The sequence below is a fragment of the Roseibium sp. RKSG952 genome, assembly GCF_009711355.1.
Map to the genome: position 1 here is coordinate 52,128 of NZ_SMMF01000942.1, position 18,947 is coordinate 71,074.

The 18,947-nt window shown below is 56.9% G+C and carries 17 protein-coding genes; 5 read left to right on the plus strand and 12 right to left on the minus strand.

The window, feature by feature from the left end; all coding sequences use genetic code 11:
- Window positions 1-193 precede the first annotated feature (193 nt).
- Entirely contained in the window at window positions 194-2,008 is a 1,815-nt protein-coding gene (gene pabB / locus E1297_RS28955; protein ID WP_155144377.1) for an aminodeoxychorismate synthase component I, read from the plus strand.
- A gap of 64 nt (window positions 2,009-2,072) precedes the next feature.
- Here pabB and E1297_RS28960 read toward each other — a convergent pair whose 3' ends face one another.
- Window positions 2,073-2,678, minus strand: coding sequence for a nucleotidyltransferase family protein (locus E1297_RS28960; protein WP_244327923.1), 606 nt, complete (start codon window positions 2,676-2,678; stop codon window positions 2,073-2,075).
- Window positions 2,679-2,932: 254 nt separating this feature from the next.
- Window positions 2,933-3,382, minus strand: a complete 450-nt coding sequence (locus E1297_RS49255; protein WP_196223432.1) for a hypothetical protein — start codon at window positions 3,380-3,382, stop codon at window positions 2,933-2,935.
- Between E1297_RS49255 and E1297_RS50975 the strand changes: the two genes are divergently transcribed.
- From E1297_RS50975 to E1297_RS28975, 3 genes are all read left to right on the plus strand, one after another.
- Window positions 3,362-4,132 (plus strand): flagellin, encoded by a 771-nt coding sequence (locus E1297_RS50975; protein WP_305793818.1) that lies wholly within the window; start codon window positions 3,362-3,364, stop codon window positions 4,130-4,132. The genes E1297_RS49255 and E1297_RS50975 overlap by 21 nt on opposite strands.
- 204 nt (window positions 4,133-4,336) lie before the next feature.
- Window positions 4,337-4,696, plus strand: a complete 360-nt coding sequence (locus tag E1297_RS28970) for a hypothetical protein (protein WP_155144379.1) — start codon at window positions 4,337-4,339, stop codon at window positions 4,694-4,696.
- 104 nt (window positions 4,697-4,800) lie between these two features.
- Window positions 4,801-5,157 carry a hypothetical protein gene (locus E1297_RS28975; RefSeq protein ID WP_244327924.1) on the plus strand — a complete coding sequence of 119 codons (357 nt, stop codon included), beginning with the start codon at window positions 4,801-4,803 and terminating at the stop codon, window positions 5,155-5,157.
- Between the two features lie 51 nt (window positions 5,158-5,208).
- Here E1297_RS28975 and pheT read toward each other — a convergent pair whose 3' ends face one another.
- The 7 genes from pheT to lepA form a co-directional block, all read right to left on the minus strand.
- Complete coding sequence (gene pheT / locus E1297_RS28980; RefSeq protein WP_155144381.1) at window positions 5,209-7,626, minus strand: phenylalanine--tRNA ligase subunit beta; 2,418 nt, start codon at window positions 7,624-7,626, stop codon at window positions 5,209-5,211.
- A 72-nt stretch (window positions 7,627-7,698) separates the two neighbouring features.
- On the minus strand, window positions 7,699-8,376 hold the full coding sequence (locus E1297_RS28985) for a phenylalanyl-tRNA synthetase subunit alpha (RefSeq protein ID WP_155144383.1): 678 nt from the start codon (window positions 8,374-8,376) through the stop codon (window positions 7,699-7,701).
- 33 nt (window positions 8,377-8,409) lie between these two features.
- A complete protein-coding gene (pheS, locus tag E1297_RS28990) occupies window positions 8,410-9,492 on the minus strand; it encodes a phenylalanine--tRNA ligase subunit alpha (RefSeq protein WP_155144385.1) in 1,083 nt (360 codons plus the stop codon).
- Between the two features lie 396 nt (window positions 9,493-9,888).
- Entirely contained in the window at window positions 9,889-10,782 is an 894-nt protein-coding gene (locus E1297_RS28995; RefSeq protein WP_155144388.1) for a LysR substrate-binding domain-containing protein, read from the minus strand.
- Window positions 10,783-11,250: 468 nt separating this feature from the next.
- Window positions 11,251-11,715: a thiol-disulfide oxidoreductase DCC family protein gene (locus E1297_RS29000; RefSeq protein WP_155144389.1), complete on the minus strand. Its 465-nt coding sequence runs from the start codon at window positions 11,713-11,715 to the stop codon at window positions 11,251-11,253.
- Between the two features lie 326 nt (window positions 11,716-12,041).
- Complete coding sequence (locus E1297_RS29005; RefSeq protein ID WP_155144391.1) at window positions 12,042-12,845, minus strand: hypothetical protein; 804 nt, start codon at window positions 12,843-12,845, stop codon at window positions 12,042-12,044.
- 472 nt (window positions 12,846-13,317) lie between these two features.
- Window positions 13,318-15,123 (minus strand): translation elongation factor 4, encoded by a 1,806-nt coding sequence (gene lepA, locus E1297_RS29010; RefSeq protein ID WP_155144439.1) that lies wholly within the window; start codon window positions 15,121-15,123, stop codon window positions 13,318-13,320.
- A 138-nt stretch (window positions 15,124-15,261) separates the two neighbouring features.
- Between lepA and E1297_RS29015 the strand changes: the two genes are divergently transcribed.
- On the plus strand, window positions 15,262-15,849 hold the full coding sequence (locus E1297_RS29015; protein ID WP_155144393.1) for a GNAT family N-acetyltransferase: 588 nt from the start codon (window positions 15,262-15,264) through the stop codon (window positions 15,847-15,849).
- 101 nt (window positions 15,850-15,950) lie between these two features.
- Here the strand turns inward: E1297_RS29015 and E1297_RS29020 are convergent, their stop codons facing one another.
- From E1297_RS29020 to E1297_RS29030, 3 genes are all read right to left on the minus strand, one after another.
- Window positions 15,951-16,421: an avidin/streptavidin family protein gene (locus tag E1297_RS29020; RefSeq protein WP_244327925.1), complete on the minus strand. Its 471-nt coding sequence runs from the start codon at window positions 16,419-16,421 to the stop codon at window positions 15,951-15,953.
- Window positions 16,422-16,491: 70 nt separating this feature from the next.
- Window positions 16,492-17,559 carry a penicillin-insensitive murein endopeptidase gene (gene mepA, locus E1297_RS29025; protein ID WP_368669721.1) on the minus strand — a complete coding sequence of 356 codons (1,068 nt, stop codon included), beginning with the start codon at window positions 17,557-17,559 and terminating at the stop codon, window positions 16,492-16,494.
- 75 nt (window positions 17,560-17,634) lie between these two features.
- Entirely contained in the window at window positions 17,635-18,723 is a 1,089-nt protein-coding gene (locus E1297_RS29030; RefSeq protein WP_209016054.1) for a patatin-like phospholipase family protein, read from the minus strand.
- Window positions 18,724-18,947 lie beyond the last annotated feature (224 nt).

Below are 18,947 nucleotides of genomic sequence, written 5' to 3' on the forward strand. Positions count from 1 at the left end.
GAGGCCGCATCGCCGGGCAACGCGAGGGTTGATCGTGCCGCTAAGCCAGGTAAATTCCGGTTGAGAGGGTAAACCGGGTTGACGGCGTGTCGGTTGGATGCCATTTGCCGCCGTCTAACGATCCCGCAAGTTCTATGCTTGTGGCAAGATGGGCCTGTTGGTCCGGACAAAGCGGAAATCGCGGCACACGCTCATGGCGTCATTTGAGTTAACGGAAGGTTCTGTTCTTCTTCTGGATGCGTTGCACACGCGCCGGGGCAAGCTGTTTCGGCGGCCGAAGAGGATTATTGAGTGCCGCCACCTCGACGGGGTCGGCGCGGCGCTAAATGCTGTCGAGTGCGCCCGCGCCTCTGGCGGCCATGTGGCCGGGTTCCTCGCCTATGAACTTGGCTACGCCTTTGAGGAGAAGCTGCGGGCATGCTGGAAGCCGGATGGCGAACGTCTGCTTTGGTTCGGTGTTTTTGACGCCCCGGAGGATGTGACGCTGGCCGATGTCCGGCAGTCCTTGTCCGGGCAGGCGGAAACTGATGGCGGGTGGCTGGGCACGCCGGTTTTCGACATGGGGCGCACGGAATATGAGACCGCCTTTTCCAGGGTTCAGCAACATCTCGCCGAAGGTGACATCTATCAGGTCAATCTGACAATGCGCGCCCGTCTGCGCCATGCCGGGCCCCCCGAAAGACTGTTTGCCGACCTTCTCGAAAAGCAGCCGGTGCCCCATGCCGCATTCGTCAAACTGGATGACCGTGACATCCTGTCCCTGTCTCCGGAGTTGTTCCTGGAGCGGGAAGGAAACACGGTGCGTACGCGCCCGATGAAGGGCACCGCACCGCGCGGGATCACGCCGGACGAGGATAGCGGGATTGCCGCTTCCCTGGCCGAAGACCCGAAACAGCGCGCCGAAAACACGATGATCGTCGACCTGATGCGCAATGACCTGTCGAGAATTTGCGAGCCCGGGTCGGTGAAGGTCACCCGCTTGTGCGAGGTCGAGCGCTACAAGTCACTGCATCAGATGACGTCCACGATTGAGGCCAGTCTGGCTCCGGCAGTCGCCTTTCCGGATATTATCGAACGCCTGTTTCCGTGCGGGTCGATCACCGGAGCGCCGAAACTCAGCGCCATGCTGATTGCCGACCGGTTGGAGACATCGCCTCGCGGCGTCTACACGGGGTCCATCGGCCATATTGAGCCCACTGGTGATTTTCGGTTCAATGTTGCAATCCGCACCCTTGATCTGAAGAGGGACGGAGCCGGTCAGGCCGGAACCGGCTCCGGGGTTGTGTTCGATTCCGGGGCGAACCCCGAATATGACGAATGCGCGCTCAAGCTGAAATTCCTGAGCGATCCGGCACCCGGTTTCGGCCTTTTCGAGACACTGGCTTATTTCCCGGGTGACGGCTATGCATTGCTGGAGCGGCATCTGAGACGGCTGGAAGCTTCGGCCGGTTATTTCGCCTATCCGTTCGAGGCGGCAAAGGCGCATCGTATTCTGCAGGAGGCCGCTGCGGAATTCCGTGTGGCGGCGCGTGTCAGGCTGGACCTTGCGCCCACCGGGGACATGAGCATCAGTGCAACGCCGATGCCGGTTCAGACCGAAACCGGAATGTGGCGTGTCGTGCTGGCGGACAGACGGGTCGATCCGGCGAACCGGTTCTTGTATCACAAGACGACGAACCGGGCGTTTTATGATGACACTCGCAAGCAAATCGCCCTGCACTACGGCTGTCAGGAGGTCATCTTCGAGAATACCGACGGCTTCCTGACCGAAGGCAGCTTCACCAATCTCTTTGTGCGGAAACGCGGCCGGCTTCTGACACCTGCCGTCCGGCACGGATTGTTGCCCGGAACCTTCCGGGCGGGGCTGCTTGAGCATAATCTCGCCCATGAGGCGGATTTGACTTCGGGGGATTTACGGGAGGCCGATGCGGTATTTGTCGGCAATTCGGTGCGCGGTTTGATCGAGGCGCGCGTGCACGTCCCAAGTGCCTTGAAGCAGGCGTCTTGACGCGTTTCAAATCCAGCGAGTGAACCGGTGAACAGGCGTTGTGCGGCGCTTCCAATTGCGGTGGTCAGTCTGTTCCGGAAAATTTCTCTGGCCATGGCTCTACTGTCAGTTCGGGCCAGTACTGCATCATTCGGGCCGCCTTCTCGGTGTAAGTTTGCGCGTTGTCCTTCATGAGGTTCGGTACCAGCCGCAGCGCAAAAATATTGGCGAGGCCGAACGGCGCCCGGATCTCCAGCCGGTCCTCGTCCGTCAGCCGCACCGCCACTGCATGGGTCTTTGCCGCATAGTTGGTGAGCGACTCGATGCTGCAGGTGAGCGGCCGGTAGGGGGTGCCGAAGCGGTTTTCATACCAGAGGTGCACTCTCGCCTGATTCCGGACTTCCAAGACACTGGCAAGATCCGGCAAGGCGGCGGCCACCGCGCGGATGACCTTGTCCTCGCCGTCGTAGCTTAGATCCTTGCCGTCGAAATAGATGATATCGAAATCCTTTATGCCGTTCATGAGGTCGCGACGGGTCAGGGCATTCCAGACGGTTTGATACAATCCTCCAGACACCAGCCATGCGTCCGGTAAACCAAGATCCCGTATTTTTTTCAGGATTTTTATCAAATGCGGTGCCGTGCGTATGATCTCCCTGAGGCGGGTTTCACGCTCGGTTTCGGTCGCCAAATAGGGATTTCCCAAGCATGACAGAAAACCTTCGGGCCGTGTCCGCAGCATAATTTCCAAGCCTTTTCAACGGGAAAGGAGATCTCAAACAAAAGTGCGCCGATTCTAGGCTTGTGTCCAGATCTGCAATTATTTTTTCGCTTGTAAAAAATACGAATATTTAGATTTTTTGGTATTAAACAAAAAAGTCGATTTAACGGGAAGTTTTGTGATGTGAATTACATTTTAAAACTGCCCTCAAAAGTAACGTTAGGTCAGGTCAAGGGAAATGGCCGACAGGCGTGAAACGAGGAGCAGAGATCATGGCCCGTAAATTTTTCAAAGGTAACATCCTGAAGCACAAGTCTTTTGCATGGAAAAAGAAGGTTCACGAAAAGAAAATTCAGGAGGAAGCCGGCCGAGACAAGGTTCAGTCTAAACTGGAAGAGTTGAAGGATCGTTTTGAAGCAGACAAGCGTCCGTTGGAGCGCCACGAAGATAAAAAGATCGTTGAGCTGGAAGCCTCCCGTGCGGCTGCTCTGGAGCAGGTCATTCGCATAAACGAACCGAGGGTCGAGGTTGAGCGCGAGGCGCGCACTGATCTTCGCCAGGAAAAGAAGGCGGATCTGCGGGAACAGACAAAACGGGATGTCTTGGAAGAGCGCAAGGCCATCGACAGCCGTATTGACCAACGCGAGCGGGTTTTGGAAGAACGTGCCCAGCAAGAAGATGTTCTGGCCGAAAAGCGTGCTGAACTGCCTGAAACCGCAAGACCTCAGATTGAAGAAAAGGCTGGGCAAGCCGAAGAGCTGCAGGAAAGTGCGTCTGTCGAAGCTGTCGTCGAAACACAAGCGGCGTCCGTTGCATCAGAACTCAAAGCTGCAATTGAAGCCGAAACCGTCGAGCAAGTGGCTGATACGGCTGCGGCTACCGGGACAGCGGCAGCTACCGAAGCTGTTGCATATACCAGTGCTTTGAGTTTTGAATTTGGAAGTACGGCTGAGCCAATCGTATCAACTGCGGCCATCACGCCGGTCCTCATGGATGCGGCCGCAAATAACGAAGAATTGGGGCAATTGTCCATCTCAACCGATCGGGCGACTGCTATTGATCGATCCGTGATTGAGCAGTCCATTGCAGGACGGGTGGACACCCTCGAAGAAGCAATTGCAGCAAAAACTTTCCTCGAAGTACCAACCGGAATCACTGACCGGACAGAGATCCTTGATCTTGTGCGCTTCGAACAAACCAAGGGCGATATTCTCGGTACCATTGAGGATAGGACGGATATCCAGTCAAATTTCATTGAAGATCTGCATTCGCAGTCTGTCGCAGGGATAGGGGCATTCGTGGACGCTGATATGGAAGCAGCTTCGGCAAAATTGCAAGCGCTTCAGGTGCAACAGCAACTCGGAATTCAATCGCTTTCGATTGCAAATGAAGCGCCGGAAAACATTATGGCATTATTTGGCTAATAGGTTTCGGGTCAAAACAATAGCGGCGGGTTAAAATGGCCCGCCGTTTTAATTTGGGTGACCTGCTTTATGTTTCGACGCGCGCAGTCGTCGGCTCGCCCGGGGTCACAAAAATGCAACGGGTTCCTTGTTTAGTGATAACGTCATGACGTGTGGACATGCCGTTGCATGTTGTAGTCAAAGGCATTGTGGGGAGATGCTGTGATGAGTGCCACGACTTTGTCATTGTTGAATTGTCAAAAAAAAGGTTCTTTTGCGCCTTTGTTCATTGTCAAACTTTTCTTGGTAACAGTGTTTTTCCCTTTGACGCCAGACGCTTCGGCGCAAGAGCAGCTTCCCAGTCTCGCCGATATGACGTGCGCGCAGGCTCAGCAGATGGTGAAGAGCCGTGGGCAGGTCGTCATGATGACTGGGCCGGAAACCTTTGACCGGTTTGTGGCGGATGCCGAGTATTGCGATAGCAACATAGACTTTACCATTCCGCATTTCGCCACGACAAAGGATAATGCGAAATGTAATGTTGGAAAGAGGTGTACCAGTGAAAGAACCAGTCCAGGAAAATAGAACTTGATCCCGGATTTTTATTTTGAAACGACAAGCTTGCTAGCGCCTTGACTTCAGGTTGTTCTACGCCAGTTCACATTGCTTAGATGAAGGGGAGCGCGCGGATGATCAAGAAGACAGGTGAACTGGAGCGAAGTTTGAAAATGCAGCCAATTTGCGCCTGTTTGGTTTTGAGCTTGGCGTTGTTTGGATTGTTTTTGGCTGGAAGCGGTGGTGCCTTCGCCCAGGCGCGGCCCGATACACGCAACTTTACTTGCGCTGCGGCGCAGGACTTCGTCAAACAACGGGGGCAGGTGGTGATGACAACCGGCCCGAACACATTCAGCCGCTTCGTGGCAGACGCGCGTTATTGCTACAGTCACACACCTTTAACGCGGGCGCAGTTTGCGCCTACCAAGGACAATCCGAAGTGTGCGGTCGGCCGCCGTTGTGTCGAGAGGATCAACCCGCGTAACAACTGATCTGAAACAACTCCGCCCCCCTGCCGTAAACAGGGTGGCGGAGAGTGTTCGTCAGGCGCGCAGATCGCCACCGGTCGCTTTTTGCACCGACGCGATGATTTTCTTGGCGATTGCGTCGATTTCCTCGTCGGTCAGCGTTTTTTGGCGCGGTTGCAGGACGACATCGATTGCCAGGGACTTTTTGCCGGCCTCGACGCCCGGGCCTTCGTAGGTATCGAAGAGGGTCACCTCGGAAATCAGGTTTTTCTCCGCACCTCGGGCCGCCTTCAACAGTGTTTCAGCCTGAAGATCCTTGTCGACGATGAAGGCAAAATCCCGGCGTACCGGCATCAGGTCGGATGCATTGAGCGCACCCTTGGACCGGTTTGCCTTGCCCTTGGGCTGCGGCAGGTTGTCGAGGAAAACCTCGAACGCGGCGACCGGTCCCTCGATATCAAGAGCCTTGAGGGTGCGCGGGTGCAGCTCACCGAAAACGGCCAGCGTGTTTTTCGGGCCAAGTTTCAGCGCGCCCGACCGTCCCGGATGGAAGTAGTCCGGCGCATCCGTATAGACCTGAAGTTTTTCGACAGGTGCGCCAAGCGCGCCGAGGGCTGCCAATGCGTCTGCCTTGACGTCGAACACACTGACCGGCTGTGCAGCACCCGACCAATGACGGCCGGGCCCGTCCAGCCCGGCGGTGCCGCGCCGTACGCCGCTGGCAACCATCGACTGGTCTTTTGGAGCGTCGCCCCTGAAGATCTGGCCGACTTCGAACAACGCGACGTCGCCATATCCCCGGTCTGCATTGCGTTGGGCTGCGGTCAACAGGCCGGGCAACAGGCTCGGGCGCATGTCGGACATGTCCGCCGAAATCGGGTTGGCGAGCTTCAGCTCCGCCGCGCCACCGCCGAAGATCTCCGCATGGGTTTCGGGAATGAAGGACCAGGTCACGGCTTCGTTCAAACCGCGTCCGGCCAGCATTCTGCGCGCCTTGTTGCGGCGGATCTGACCAGGTGTCAGGACCTTGGCCGCAACACTGCCCTGGCGCGGCAGAGGCGTGCTCGTGACCCGGTCAAGACCAATGATGCGGACAATTTCCTCAACCAGATCTGCCTTGCCCCCGATGTCCGGACGCCAGCTCGGAGCTGCGACCTTGACCACATCGCCGGATCCCGACACCAGAAAGCCGAGCGCGCGCAGGACAAGGTTCATTTCTGCAACAGGCACGTCGATGCCGGAAAGCCGCTTCACTTCCGCATACGGGAATTCGATCACGTTGGAGCTGTCCGGGATGTCGCCAGCCTGGACAACTTCGGAGGGCTCGCCGCCGCAAAGCTCCAGAACCATCCGGGTTGCGGCCTCAAGTCCCGGCAGCATGTAGTCCGGGTCGACGCCGCGCTCGAACCGGTAGCGCGCGTCCGTATTGACGCCAAGCTTGCGGCCGGTGGCTGCGATCCCGTCCTCGTCCCAAAGGGCGGACTCGATCAGAACGTCGGTGGTCTCTTCGGTGCAGCCCGAATGCTCGCCTCCGAGAATGCCCCCGAGGCTCTCAACGCCCTGGCCGTCGGAAATGACACAGATGCTGTCATCAATGCCGTAGCTCTTGCCGTTGAGACCCTCGATGCTTTCGCCTGCGGCACCGCGCCGGACGACCAGATCTCCCTTGACCTTGGCAGCGTCGAACACGTGCAGCGGACGCCCCTGATCGAAGGTGAGGTAGTTGGTGATGTCGACAAGTGTGTTGATCGGGCGCAGCCCGATGGCAATCAGCCGTTGCTGCATCCATTTCGGCGAGGGGCCGTTCTTGAGACCCTTCACCATACGCAGCCCGAAAGCCTTGCAAAGCGGTTTCGTGTCGCCGAAAGCAAGTTTGACATTGGCCGGGCAGGGATAACTGCCGCGAACCTGTTCCCGCGAACGCTCCTTCAGCTTGCCGAGACCGGCAGCTGCCAGATCACGGGCAATGCCGTAAACGCCGGTGCAATCCGGACGGTTCGGGGTCAGGCCGATTTCGATCACCGGATCGTCGAGGCCCGCCCACTTGGCATAACTTTCGCCGACCGGTGCGTCGTCCGGCAGATCGATGATGCCGTCATGCTCTTCGGAGAGTTCAAGCTCGCGTTCCGAACACATCATGCCGAAGCTTTCGACATCGCGGATCTTGCCGACCGACAGGGTGACGTCGAGGCCGGGCACATAATCGCCCGGACGGCCGAGAACGCCCACCAGCCCGGTTCGGGCATTGGGAGCGCCACAAACGATCTGCAGTGGCTCGCCGTCTCCGGTATCGACCTTGAGCACCCGCAGCCGGTCGGCGTTGGGATGTTGTTCGGCTTTCAGAACCCTGGCGATCTTGAAAGGCGCCAGCCGTGCGGCGCGGTCGCCGACCTCTTCAACTTCGAGGCCAATCATGGTCAGCTTTTCGACGATCTCGTCGAGGCTCGCATCCGTTTCAAGATGATCCTTGAGCCAGGAGAGGGTGAATTTCATCGGTGTGCTCTTTTTTGCGTAAGTCTGAGTGGCGCAGATGCGCCGGAAACGAGTGTGAAAATGCGCGGCGGCCTAGTTGCCCGAACCGCCGCTGTCAAAGCGGTCCAGTTCCGGAAACGGTGAAGCGTCCGTGTAGTTCTCCGCAAAGCGGCGGCCGATTCCGGCGAGTTCTCCGGTCCAGCCCGTGACCATGGCCGGTGTGATCTCCTGGCCCGTTGCAATCGCCTGAGCGGCTTCGGCTTCCATCCGGTCGCGCAGAATGCCGAGTTCCACTTGCGCGGCATATTCGGCGCGGTACTTACCGAGCCAGCCCATGGCAACAATGACGATGACCACGAGAAGGGCAGCGGAACTTGCGATGCTGGCCCACTTTGCAGTGCCCCCGATCCGGCGTTCGCTGGCCACCAGAATGATCGAGACGATGGTCAGGAACGCAACGATGTAAATGGCCGACAAAAAGCTAGAGTACTTTTCGCTCGCCGATTGCTCGTGCGAGGCGCGCAGCGTGGTGATGCGGTCTCTCAGGTACAGCAGCGCATCGGCCTGGGATCCGAGCTTGGTCTCGAAATACTCGCCGCAGAAGCGAAGCCGTCCCCGTTCCTCGATCTTGTCGGCACAGGCCTCCAGGAAGGACGTCGGCACGGGAACACGGCTCGACAGGTTGCCGGTCTCCGAGCTTTGGGCCAGTGCCGGACCGCTGGTGATCGCGGCGATTGCCAGCACGAAAATCATGCGCAGGAAGCGGGTCATGGTCAGTGTCGCTTTCGTCGTGAGAAGCCGGGGCTAGCTGCTGATGCCGCCGAACAGGGTCGGAAGGTCCAGCGGGCGGAAACCGTAATGCTGGATCCAGCGCACATCCGCGTCGAAGAAGGCGCGCAGGTCCGGCATGCCGTATTTGAGCATGGCGATTCGGTCGATGCCCATGCCCCATGCAAAGCCCTGGTAGACGTCCGGATCAAGCCCGCAATTGCGGATCACGTTCGGATGCACCATGCCGCAGCCCAGGATTTCCAGCCAGTCCGAACCCTGACCGATCTTCACTTCGCCGCCTGACCGGTCACACTGGATGTCGACCTCCATGGAGGGCTCGGTGAACGGGAAGAAGGACGGGCGGAACCGCATCTTGATGTCGTCGACCTCGAAGAACGCCTTGCAGAATTCTTCAAGGATCCATTTCAGGTGACCGAAATGGCTTTCCTTGTCGATGACAAGACCTTCGACCTGATGGAACATGGGGGTGTGGGTCTGGTCGCTGTCACAACGATAGGTCCGGCCCGGAATGATCACGCGGATCGGCGGCTCCTGATCACGCATGGTGCGGATCTGGACCGGCGAGGTGTGGGTGCGCAGAAGCAGGCGGTTGCCGTCGTCTTTCTCGTTGAAGAAGAATGTGTCGTGCATTTCACGCGCCGGATGGCCTTCCGGGAAGTTCAACGCGGTGAAGTTCAGGTCGTCCGTCTCGATATCGGGACCTTCGGCGATGGAAAAGCCCATGTCGGCGAAAATGGCGGTCAACTCGTCAATCACCTGACTGACGGGGTGAATGCGGCCGGTTTCCGCCGGAGAGGCGCGGAGCGGCAGGGTGATGTCGACTTTTTCGCTCGCGAGACGCGCTTCGAGAGCGGCTTCTTCCAGAACGGCTTTGCGGGCGGCGACGGCATCTGTTACCCGGGCCTTGAGGCCGTTCAGGGCCGGACCCATGGTCTTGCGCTCGTCCGGGCTCATCTTGCCAAGGGTTTTCATTTGCTCGGAGATGCTGCCCTTCTTGCCAAGGGCTGCAATGCGCACTTCTTCAAGTGCCGCTTCCGTTTCAGCCTTTTCAATGGCCGTTATCAGGTCGGTTTCAAGCGTGTTCAGATCAGACATGGAAGCTCAAGAATGTCGTGCCGCGCCGGGCTTGCGTCGCGGTCAGTTGAAAGTCGTTCGGTCTTTTAGCAGAATTGCCGCGTGATGCCACGGCAAAGACCTGCAGATTTGCGTCTTCGGGAAAGCCGGTTTCAGGCAAAAATCCTCGACACGCAAATCAGCGCATAAATCGTCCGCAGGCTGGCCCTTGACCAAAATTGCGATCAAAGGCAGTTCCGACGCCGGAATGTCTTTTCCTGGCGGGTGAGTGTTTTCCGGCTGTTTGGTGCGCTGGTTCCATCGTCTTATGACATTACAAGGCCTTGCCGGTTTCGCAAGACCGAAACAGCACCCCATTCCTGTCCGAAATCGTGTTTACGAGGTTGGTGCGGTTCAGTCCAATCCGTGCCGGCGGTCTTAAAGATCGCTCAAACTGGTTTCCAGCTCCGCTATCAGCCATTCGCTGAAGGCACGCATGGCAGGTGTTGGCTTGCGATAGCTGCTCGACAGCAACCAATAGCAAAAACCTGTTTCGTAGCGGTCCGGAAAGGGAGCGACTACCTGTCCGGTTTTGAGGGCATGGCCTGCCAGGGTTTCCCAGGCGAGAAACACGCCTTGCCCGGCAATTGCAGCGTCCAGACACAGCGCGCCATCCGAAAATGTCGGACCGTCGGGCAATCGGCTTTTGTCGAGACCATTCGGTTCCAGCCAGGTGTTCCAGGAAAACATCTCGCCCGGGTCGCGGATGATCGGAACGCTCAAGAGGTCAGAGGGGGTTTTCAGCTGACCCGCAATCTGGGGGCTGCACACGGGGAATACCCTGTGTGGCAGGAGTTTGCGCGCAAAAAGCCCGGGATAAGGACCGCGTCCGACACGGATGCACAGATCCACATCGTTCATGTCCGGGTCGACCAGTTCGATGGTTGCCTCAACCCGGACCCTTACTCCGGGATTGGCCTTGTTGAACGCTTTCAAATGCCACACCAGCCACTTGCCTGCAAAGACAGGCGCAACGGAAACAGTCAATGCATTGTCCCGGCGGCTTGCAGCGGTGGAAACGGCGGTCGAAAGGGCTTCCATGCCACGTGTCAGATGCGGCTGGATCGCAAGGCCTTGCTCGGTCGGCACAAGGGACCGGGCACGGCGCTCGAACAGCTGAACGCCGAGCTGTTGTTCTGTTTTCTGGACTTGCTGACTGACTGCGCCGACGGTCACGCCAAGTTCCGCTGCCGCGGCCTTGACCGACCCGAGCCGGCCAACGGCCTCTACCGCCCTGAGGCCGGTGAGGTGAACGAGATTGAGATTTTTCATTTAGATATTCTAAATTTCCGATCAGAAATAGTCGATTTTGAATCGGGGATTTGGCGTTTATTCATATAGGAGAAATGAAGAAAAAGAAGGAAAACAAAATGCTTGAACGGTTCAAATTTTCATGGAGGCGGCAGTCCAGCAGGAAGCCCGCCAACAGGTTCAATGACCCGCTGTCTCATCCGGAGATCCTGCGCATGAGCCAGCGCCAGCTGGATGACCTGCCGTTTAACCGGAGATAAACTGGACTGGTTGGAAGGTGCTGGTTAGCTCAATTGCTTTAGCTCGCCCAGAACCGATCGGTGTACGCAAGCTTATTCGTTTTAGTACATGACGTTTTTCGCGCCGTACGTTCCGGATCTCAAGCTCATTCGAAATCCTACAATTTTTCTGGTGTGGCAGTTTTTATTTCCGTATTGCCTGGATACGGTTGGCAAAGTTTTTGGCGAGAAACGCCATGCCGGCCAAGAGTCACGGGCTTTCTTTAAGAAGCCGCTTTTGAACTTCCGGATCCGGGAGCCTGCACATGTCTCGTGAGCCGAACAGCCGGTACCGTTTCCGCGCGATTGTGCGATACAGGAACTCTTGAACAGGGTGCGGCAAAATTCTCAAAATCCGCAGTCCTTTCCATCTTCCGCCGAGTCTTGCGCCGATTTGAATCACCGCATCCAAAGATGTGTGGGCCTTGCCGTCTTCGACATATAACCAAGAAGCCGGGTCGAATGGGTTCATGCGATAGTGCCGCATCAGGGCGGCACCAACGTCGGACTGCAAGGGAATGATCCGAAATTCGAATGCTTTGTCATTGTGTGCGATCCAGACCGCGCCCTTGGCGCAAAGTCCGCATCGCGCATCCATGACTGCAAAAGTCTTTCCGGCGGAAAACTCCGGTACGTTCGTGTCGGACAGATAAGAATATGGCTTGAAGTCAGGCATCAGGTTTGCACCGATTTGAGCTTTGGGCAAAGAGCGCTAAAGCACCAGATCGAGGTGTTATGTCATTTTTACCGCAGCGGAGGAGAATTCTGTTAGAAGCGAATAAGCCGTCGCATCCAATAGGAAGCCCGCCGACAGATTCAATGACCCGCTGTCTCATCCGGAGATTCTGCGCATGAGTCCGCGCCAGCTGGATGACCTGCCGTTTAACCGCAGCTAACTTGGCTTGGCCCACACACGCCGGTCAATCCATGCGGATTAGAGTTAGCATGACCGTTTCCAGCAACCGGCTTACTCTGAATGATATCTTCTGTCTTATGTTCGAACTAACCAGCTATTTTGGCGATTGCTGTGTAGCTATCATCGGCCAGATAAATCGGCTGATCGAATTTGGGTAAATTGGTTGCCGCTGCAGGGCGGTAGGTTTTGACCCAGCCGCGATGTTTCCACCGCTCAAAAAGAAAGCGGTCGACTGCATTTTCGCTCTCAATTCGATCTCGCAGAACAGGATCGATATCTTGGATCATAATTTTTCGATGCGGGGTGACATTTTGGGACACGGACCGGCTGGGGATGCCAAGTTCTTCAGATATGCCGCGAATCATCTTATCGGTCAATTTGTAGCTTCCCACAAAATGGAAGTCCTTCAGCCTGTCTTCTATAATATCAAGACGTGCCTGTGATGAAAGGCCATATATCAGGGGTACACCATAATCCAAGTAGCGGTTCAAAATGAACCTACTGATCGGGTTTTTCCGTTGTGTCGAATACCATTTTTCGAATTGCGGGGGTTTCGGGCCTTGATCATTCACGTACCTCGACCAGCGATAATTGTAGAAGCTGACAAGATAGCTGAGAGGGTCTCTCAGGAGAACTGTTTCGCAGATAACATGATCAGGCAGGAAGGCGCGAAGCCCACTGCTGAGGGAGTGTCCTGATGCAACTTTGACGTTTTCTAACCGCTTTTGGATAAAGGTTTTGTGATATCGGTTTCCAATGATGTTTCGTAGCGGATTTTTCCATCTTGGAACGCGTAGAAAACCATCTCCCGAGTGCAGCTCAAAATGATGCTCAACCGTTGATCCGGCGCATTTGGGGACGTGCAATAGAAAAAACAAGCGCTGTGCCATCAGAGCTCCCATTTGCGCAAAGACGTCAAGCTGGTTCTGCAGTGCGTCATGTGTATTATGAATGGTATAAATTTACATTGCGCAATCGCTATTATTTCGGTCAGCTACGTTTCAATTTCTGACGATAACGCCGGAAAATCCTCGGCCCTGCAATTGGCTAAAAGAAGGATTTTAAAGCCGACAGTGAGTTTCAGATTTGTTTCCGGTGAATTCAAGCGCGAAGTGCAACCTAATGTAGGCTGCTCAATCTGATAGGTTCTTTCTCAGGGAAGACCTTTCAAGGCATAATACGCCTTTGAAAGGCTCCCTTGCGATCTTGCCATAAGGGGGTGAGTGTCAAGGGCGCTGAAGCGCCGCCAAGCGGTTCTCCATCCCTTATGGCGAACCGAACCTGGCTGTTGCCTCGTTACACTTCGCGGCTGAATCCACCCTCGCCATTTTCCGAACTTCTCAATTCCAAAGCTGAACCGGATCAATCGTCCATCTTGAGAGCCTGAATAAAGGCTTCCTGCGGGATTTCGACCTTGCCGAACTGGCGCATCTTCTTCTTGCCCGCCTTCTGCTTCTCCAGAAGTTTGCGCTTGCGGGTCGCGTCGCCGCCGTAACACTTCGCGGTCACGTCCTTGCGAAGCGCAGAAAGGGTTTCGCGGGCAATCACCCTGCCGCCGATCGCTGCCTGAATCGGGATCTTGAACATGTGCCGCGGAATCAGCTCTTTGAGCTTTTCGCACATGGCGCGCCCCCGCCGTTCGGCCTGCGAGCGGTGGACCAGAACCGAAAGCGCGTCGACCGGCTCCTCGTTGACGAGAATTGCCATCTTGACGAGATCACCGGCCCGGTAGTCGGAAATCTGGTAGTCGAAGGAAGCATAGCCCTTGGAGATCGACTTCAGCCGGTCGTAAAAGTCGAACACCACTTCGTTGAGCGGCAGATCGTAGGTGACCATGGCACGAGAACCGACATAGGAGAGGTCCACCTGCAGGCCCCGGCGCTCCTGACACAGTTTCAGGATGCCGCCCAGATATTCGTCCGGGGTCATGATCGTGGCGCGGATCCAGGGCTCGCGCACTTCCGAGATCTTGACCACATCAGGCATGTCTGCCGGATTGTGCAATTCGACCTCGGTGCCGTCAGTCATGGTCATCTGATAGACCACGGACGGTGCGGTGGCGATGAGGTCGAGATTGAATTCGCGGTACAGGCGCTCCTGGATGATTTCCAGATGCAGGAGCCCGAGGAAACCGCAGCGGAACCCGAAACCGAGGGCCGCAGACGTTTCCATTTCGAAGGAGAAACTGGCATCGTTCAGCCGGAGCTTGCCCATGGCCGAGCGCAGGTCTTCGAAATCATTGGCGTCAACCGGGAACAGGCCACAGAACACCACCGGCTGGGCCGGCTTGAAGCCGGGCAGGGCTTCCACACCCTGTGCCTTGTCGAGCGTGATGGTGTCGCCGACGCGCGTATCGGCCACTTCCTTGATCGAGCCGGTGATCACGCCGATTTCGCCGGCACGGATTTCATCAACCTGAATGAACTTGGGGGTCATGGCGCCAACCCGGTCGACGTCATAGCTGGCGCCGGTGCCCATCATCTTGATCTTCTGGCCCTTTTTCAGGGTTCCGTCGATCACGCGGACGAGCACCATCACGCCCAAATAGGTGTCGTACCAACTGTCGACCAGCATCGCCTTGAGCGTGCCATCCGGGGTGCCTTGCGGGGCCGGCAGCTTGGTGACAATGGCTTCCAGAACATCCTCGATGCCCAAGCCGGTCTTGGCCGAGATCATGACGGCCTCGGAGGCATCGATGCCGATCACTTCCTCGATCTGTTCCATGATCCGCTCGGGTTCGGCGGCAGGCAGGTCGATCTTGTTCAGGACCGTGACGATCTCGTGGTCATTGTCGATCGCCTGATAGACATTGGCAAGCGTCTGGGCTTCCACCCCTTGCGAGGCATCGACGACAAGCAGGGACCCTTCGCATGCGGCCAACGAGCGGGACACTTCGTAAGCGAAATCCACGTGCCCCGGTGTGTCAATCAGGTTCAGGATATATTGCTTCCCATCCTTGGCATTGTAGATTAGCCGCACGGTCTGCGCCTTGATCGTGATACCGCGCTCGCGCTCGATATCCATCGAGTCGAGGACCTGATCGGTCATTTCGCGATCAGTCAGCGTGCCTGTCATCTGGATCAGCCGGTCGGCAAGCGTCGACTTGCCGTGGTCGATATGGGCCACGATGGAGAAGTTGCGGATGTTGGAAAGTGTCTGGCTCGTCATGGCGCCCATTTAGCACCACTCGTCTGTTTCGCCTAGAGGATTGCGTGTCGAATATGGAAGGAATTCGAGGGTAAATGCCAAACAACTTGTGCCTTTTGCCGTTGGCCACCCATGGACAATGGTGTTAAGCGAAAGAGCATGAGACATGAGCCGTTCCAGAACGCCCCGGTGGCGGAAAACACCTCCGTCAAGATTCGCCCGGCAGAGCTTCGCGATCTGCCTGCCCTTCTGGCGATTTACAATCACGCGGTTGCCCATTTGACTGCGCTCTGGACTGACCGCCTTGAAGATCTGGATGGCCGGCGCAGCTGGCTTCTGGCGCGGCGGAACGCCGGGTTCCCGGTCCTTGTCGCCGTTGATGGCGAGGATCAGGTGCTTGGGTATGGAAGTTATGGTTGGTTTCGCCCGGCTGACGGGTATCGAAAGACCGTTGAGCATTCGGTTTATGTCAATCCGGGGCTGCAAGGCGGCGGAATTGGCACGGCTCTCCTCAAGGCACTAATCGACCATGCCAAGTCCGCTGGAATGCATGTCATGATCGCCGCCATAGACGGTGAAAACGGGGGATCCATCCGGTTCCACGAGCAGCACGGATTTGCTGAAAGCGGACGTTTGCCGCAGGCTGGAACCAAGTTCGGCCGCTGGCTGGATCTGGTGCTGATGACACGTGTCCTGGATGTGGGAGATACGCCAGCATCTTCCATGTCCGCTAAACTGGATGCTTGAAAGTCACCCCAAGCTGTTTGAAGCCGCTGGTTTTGTCTCCAGTCCCGGGTTTTTCCTGTTGGGCGAATTGCAGTGCCTGGAACGGAGAGGCCGGAAGGCGGCTACTGCGGCACGAGACTTCCTGTTTTTTGGGGCTGGTAGATGAACGTGTCGTTGCCCTGCTGGATGGCTGGCCCCGAGGGCCCCTGATAGGCGAGGTTCCAGTTGGTGACGATCTCAATGTTGCCGGACGACGCTTGTGCATAACCAGCCCATCCTGTCACCGAATTGCAATTCTCAGTGCCATTGTTCCAGGCGACTGTAAAGGCAATGAAGTCTCCGTCGACCCGGCCGGCAATCTGATAGGGTGTGTTCTGGCATCCTGTGCCAGCGGCGCGGTTGATGTATTGGCCCGTGACGTCGGCTGTCCGGCTGACAGAAATCGTCATGGATGAGCCGGATTGATTCACCCAGGTGGACGATGTTCCCACAAGACTGGAAAAATTCTGAAAGCTCTCCGCCTCGAAAGGTGAAAACGCGGATGCTGGTAGCGTAAGGCCGAGCATCAACACGGCAGCATAGTGAAAGCGCATCAGTTCCCTCCCGTTTTGCTTTATCTACCCTAGCGGGATTTCTATAAAAAAGCACCTTAAAAGAGAGGCGTTACTCTGCCTGTAACACGCTGCGGCAGTCTTTTGGCAAGGCGGCAAGAGCGAGCGGGCGTTTTTTGACCACGGGCTTGTTCGGATCGCGCGGCTTTTTCGGAACCCAGGGCTCGTCCGAAAGCCAATAGGTGAGTTGGGCACCACAGCCGTCGCCCGGTGGGGGGGCTTTCTGGTTGACGCAGCCGCGGCTGCCCTTCGGACAGGCGAGCCTGACGTGAAAATGATAGTGGTGTCCCCACCACGGCCGTACCTTCCGAAGCCAGCTGCGGTCGCGTCCGTTTTCAAATTTGCAAAGGGCTTTCTTGATCGTCGGATTGACGAAAATCCGGGCAACGCGCTTGTCTTGTGCTGCGCGACGGATCAGCCTTGCATGCGTATCGGTCCATTTTCTGCCGTCTACCCGGCGATCGGCGCCCTTGACGTCCAACGGTCCTTTCAACATGGAAATGGCGGAGATTTTCTCACGTTGTTCGCGGCTAAGCCGTCGTGCGGGCATTTCCGTCAGCCAGATGTCGGCATCCAGTCCGATCTGGTGGCTGGAATGCCCGGATGTCATCGGCCCGCCTCGTGGCTGGGCAAGGTCCCCGACGAGAAGTCCCCGCCACCCGACCGATGGGGCGTCCCGGGCCAGATCCTGCAAATAGTCAATCAGCTCCGGATGACCCCAATTGCGGTTGCGCGACAGACGCATGGCCTGCCAATTCGGCCCATCGACGGGCAAGGCCGCGCCCCCCGCAAGGCACCCCTTGGCATAAGAGCCGATGGCGCGGGCCTTGAGCGGCGCAGGCCCGCTCATCGCTCCAAAGTAGGACTTTGCCGGCGCGCTGGAGCGCAGCACCAGCCTCGATTGTTCACTCCAGCCTTCAGGGGCTTCCGGCTTGAGTCCGGGGACGGGGACACGAATCTCAACGGCTTCCAGTGCAACTACGGAGGTCTGAACCGGTTTTCCCGTAGGCGCTGGTCCGGATTGGGCAGTGACATCGCCGCTGAACGAGAGCATTGCCATCAAGGCATAGGCAATGCCCGCCAAATGCCTTTTCCACTTCAGAACAAGAGACGCAGCCACACTTTCCCCCGGAACAACCAAGTTCACCGTGCAAGAGTGCGCCGTTTCTCTCGATCTGTCACGAGGAAGGTGCTGTCAGGCGGCATTTTCCAGAGAAGCATTCACGATCGACGGTCCATTGACCGGAACGTTGTCGCGCAGAATGTCGGCGATTTCATCCAGAACAACGGTTTCATCGCGAATGATCCGATCCGCAACGCCGTTCAAGGCGATGATGTTCCCGGGACGCGCATTGTCGAAGGCTTCGGTGCCCGGGTCGAGCAGGCCGTTCAGCCGGAAGTACGTCACGCCGTTGAGCTCGGAAAACAGTTCGTTTGCCTGATAGCTTGCAGTCTGGCTCTGGCCATCCTGGAAAATCGACAGGATCGGTACGCCTTTTGAAGGCTGCATCCAGCCTAGGGCGCCCCAGCCGATGGCATCTTCGTAGCGGTAAGCCTGTTGTTGTGCCTGGCCGGTTCCAAGTGAAACCAGAATGATGTCCTTGGGGGCATAACCCAGTTTGCGGGCCTCGAGATAAGCTGAAATGGTCGGGTCGTTCATGAAGACACCGCCATCAATCAGGGCTTCCTGCTTGCCACTGGTCAGATTATCCATGCGGGCCGGTTCGAAATAGGACGGAGCTGCGGTCGTTGCCCGCACAGCCTGCCAGAAATAGTAGTCGTTCGGGCGGCTTCCGTCGTGTTCGAGACCGTTGGTCATGAAGACAGCCTGGCGGTTTTCGATATCATAGGCGGTCAGCACGATCCGGGTCAGGGCGCTGGCAATGGAGGTCCAGCCGAAACGGTCCTTCAACAAACGTTCCAACGGACGGGCGTCGTAGGATTCATCGAACAGGTTGAAAGGATTGATGAACGCACGGGCGAGACGTTTTCCCAAGGAATGGGTAAAGATTTCGCGTGCTTCCAGTTCGTAGAAGTCCCGCAGTTCCTTGATCGTTGCTGCAGCTTCGCCTTTGGCCCCATCTGGTTTGGGCGCAGTCAGTCCGGCAATGATCAGCCCGCCCGTCGATGTGCCGCACATCAGGTCGAAATGCTTGTGTATGGGCAGATTGACACCACGGTGGGCCAGACGGCTTTCAAGCGACTCCAGAATCCGAAGGGGGATCAATCCACGTACTCCACCGCCGTCGATGGACAGAATTACGCGCTTCTTTTTTTTCAGCATTGGCGTCTCCCTCAAAATATCTTAACGGCTCCGGAGGCGCCGGCTTACGCAAGGAATGATTGAAGTAAGCAGAGGTGCCGGGAAAGACCGGATCCAACAATTGCTCCCAAATTGCGACAGAGCCGTGGCAAGCAGCACGAATCCGGCCCTTTGATTGCAAATTGTCTCAGACATTGTAAATCGGGAACATCAATTTGCGTTTGCACGGGCATTTGCCGGCACTC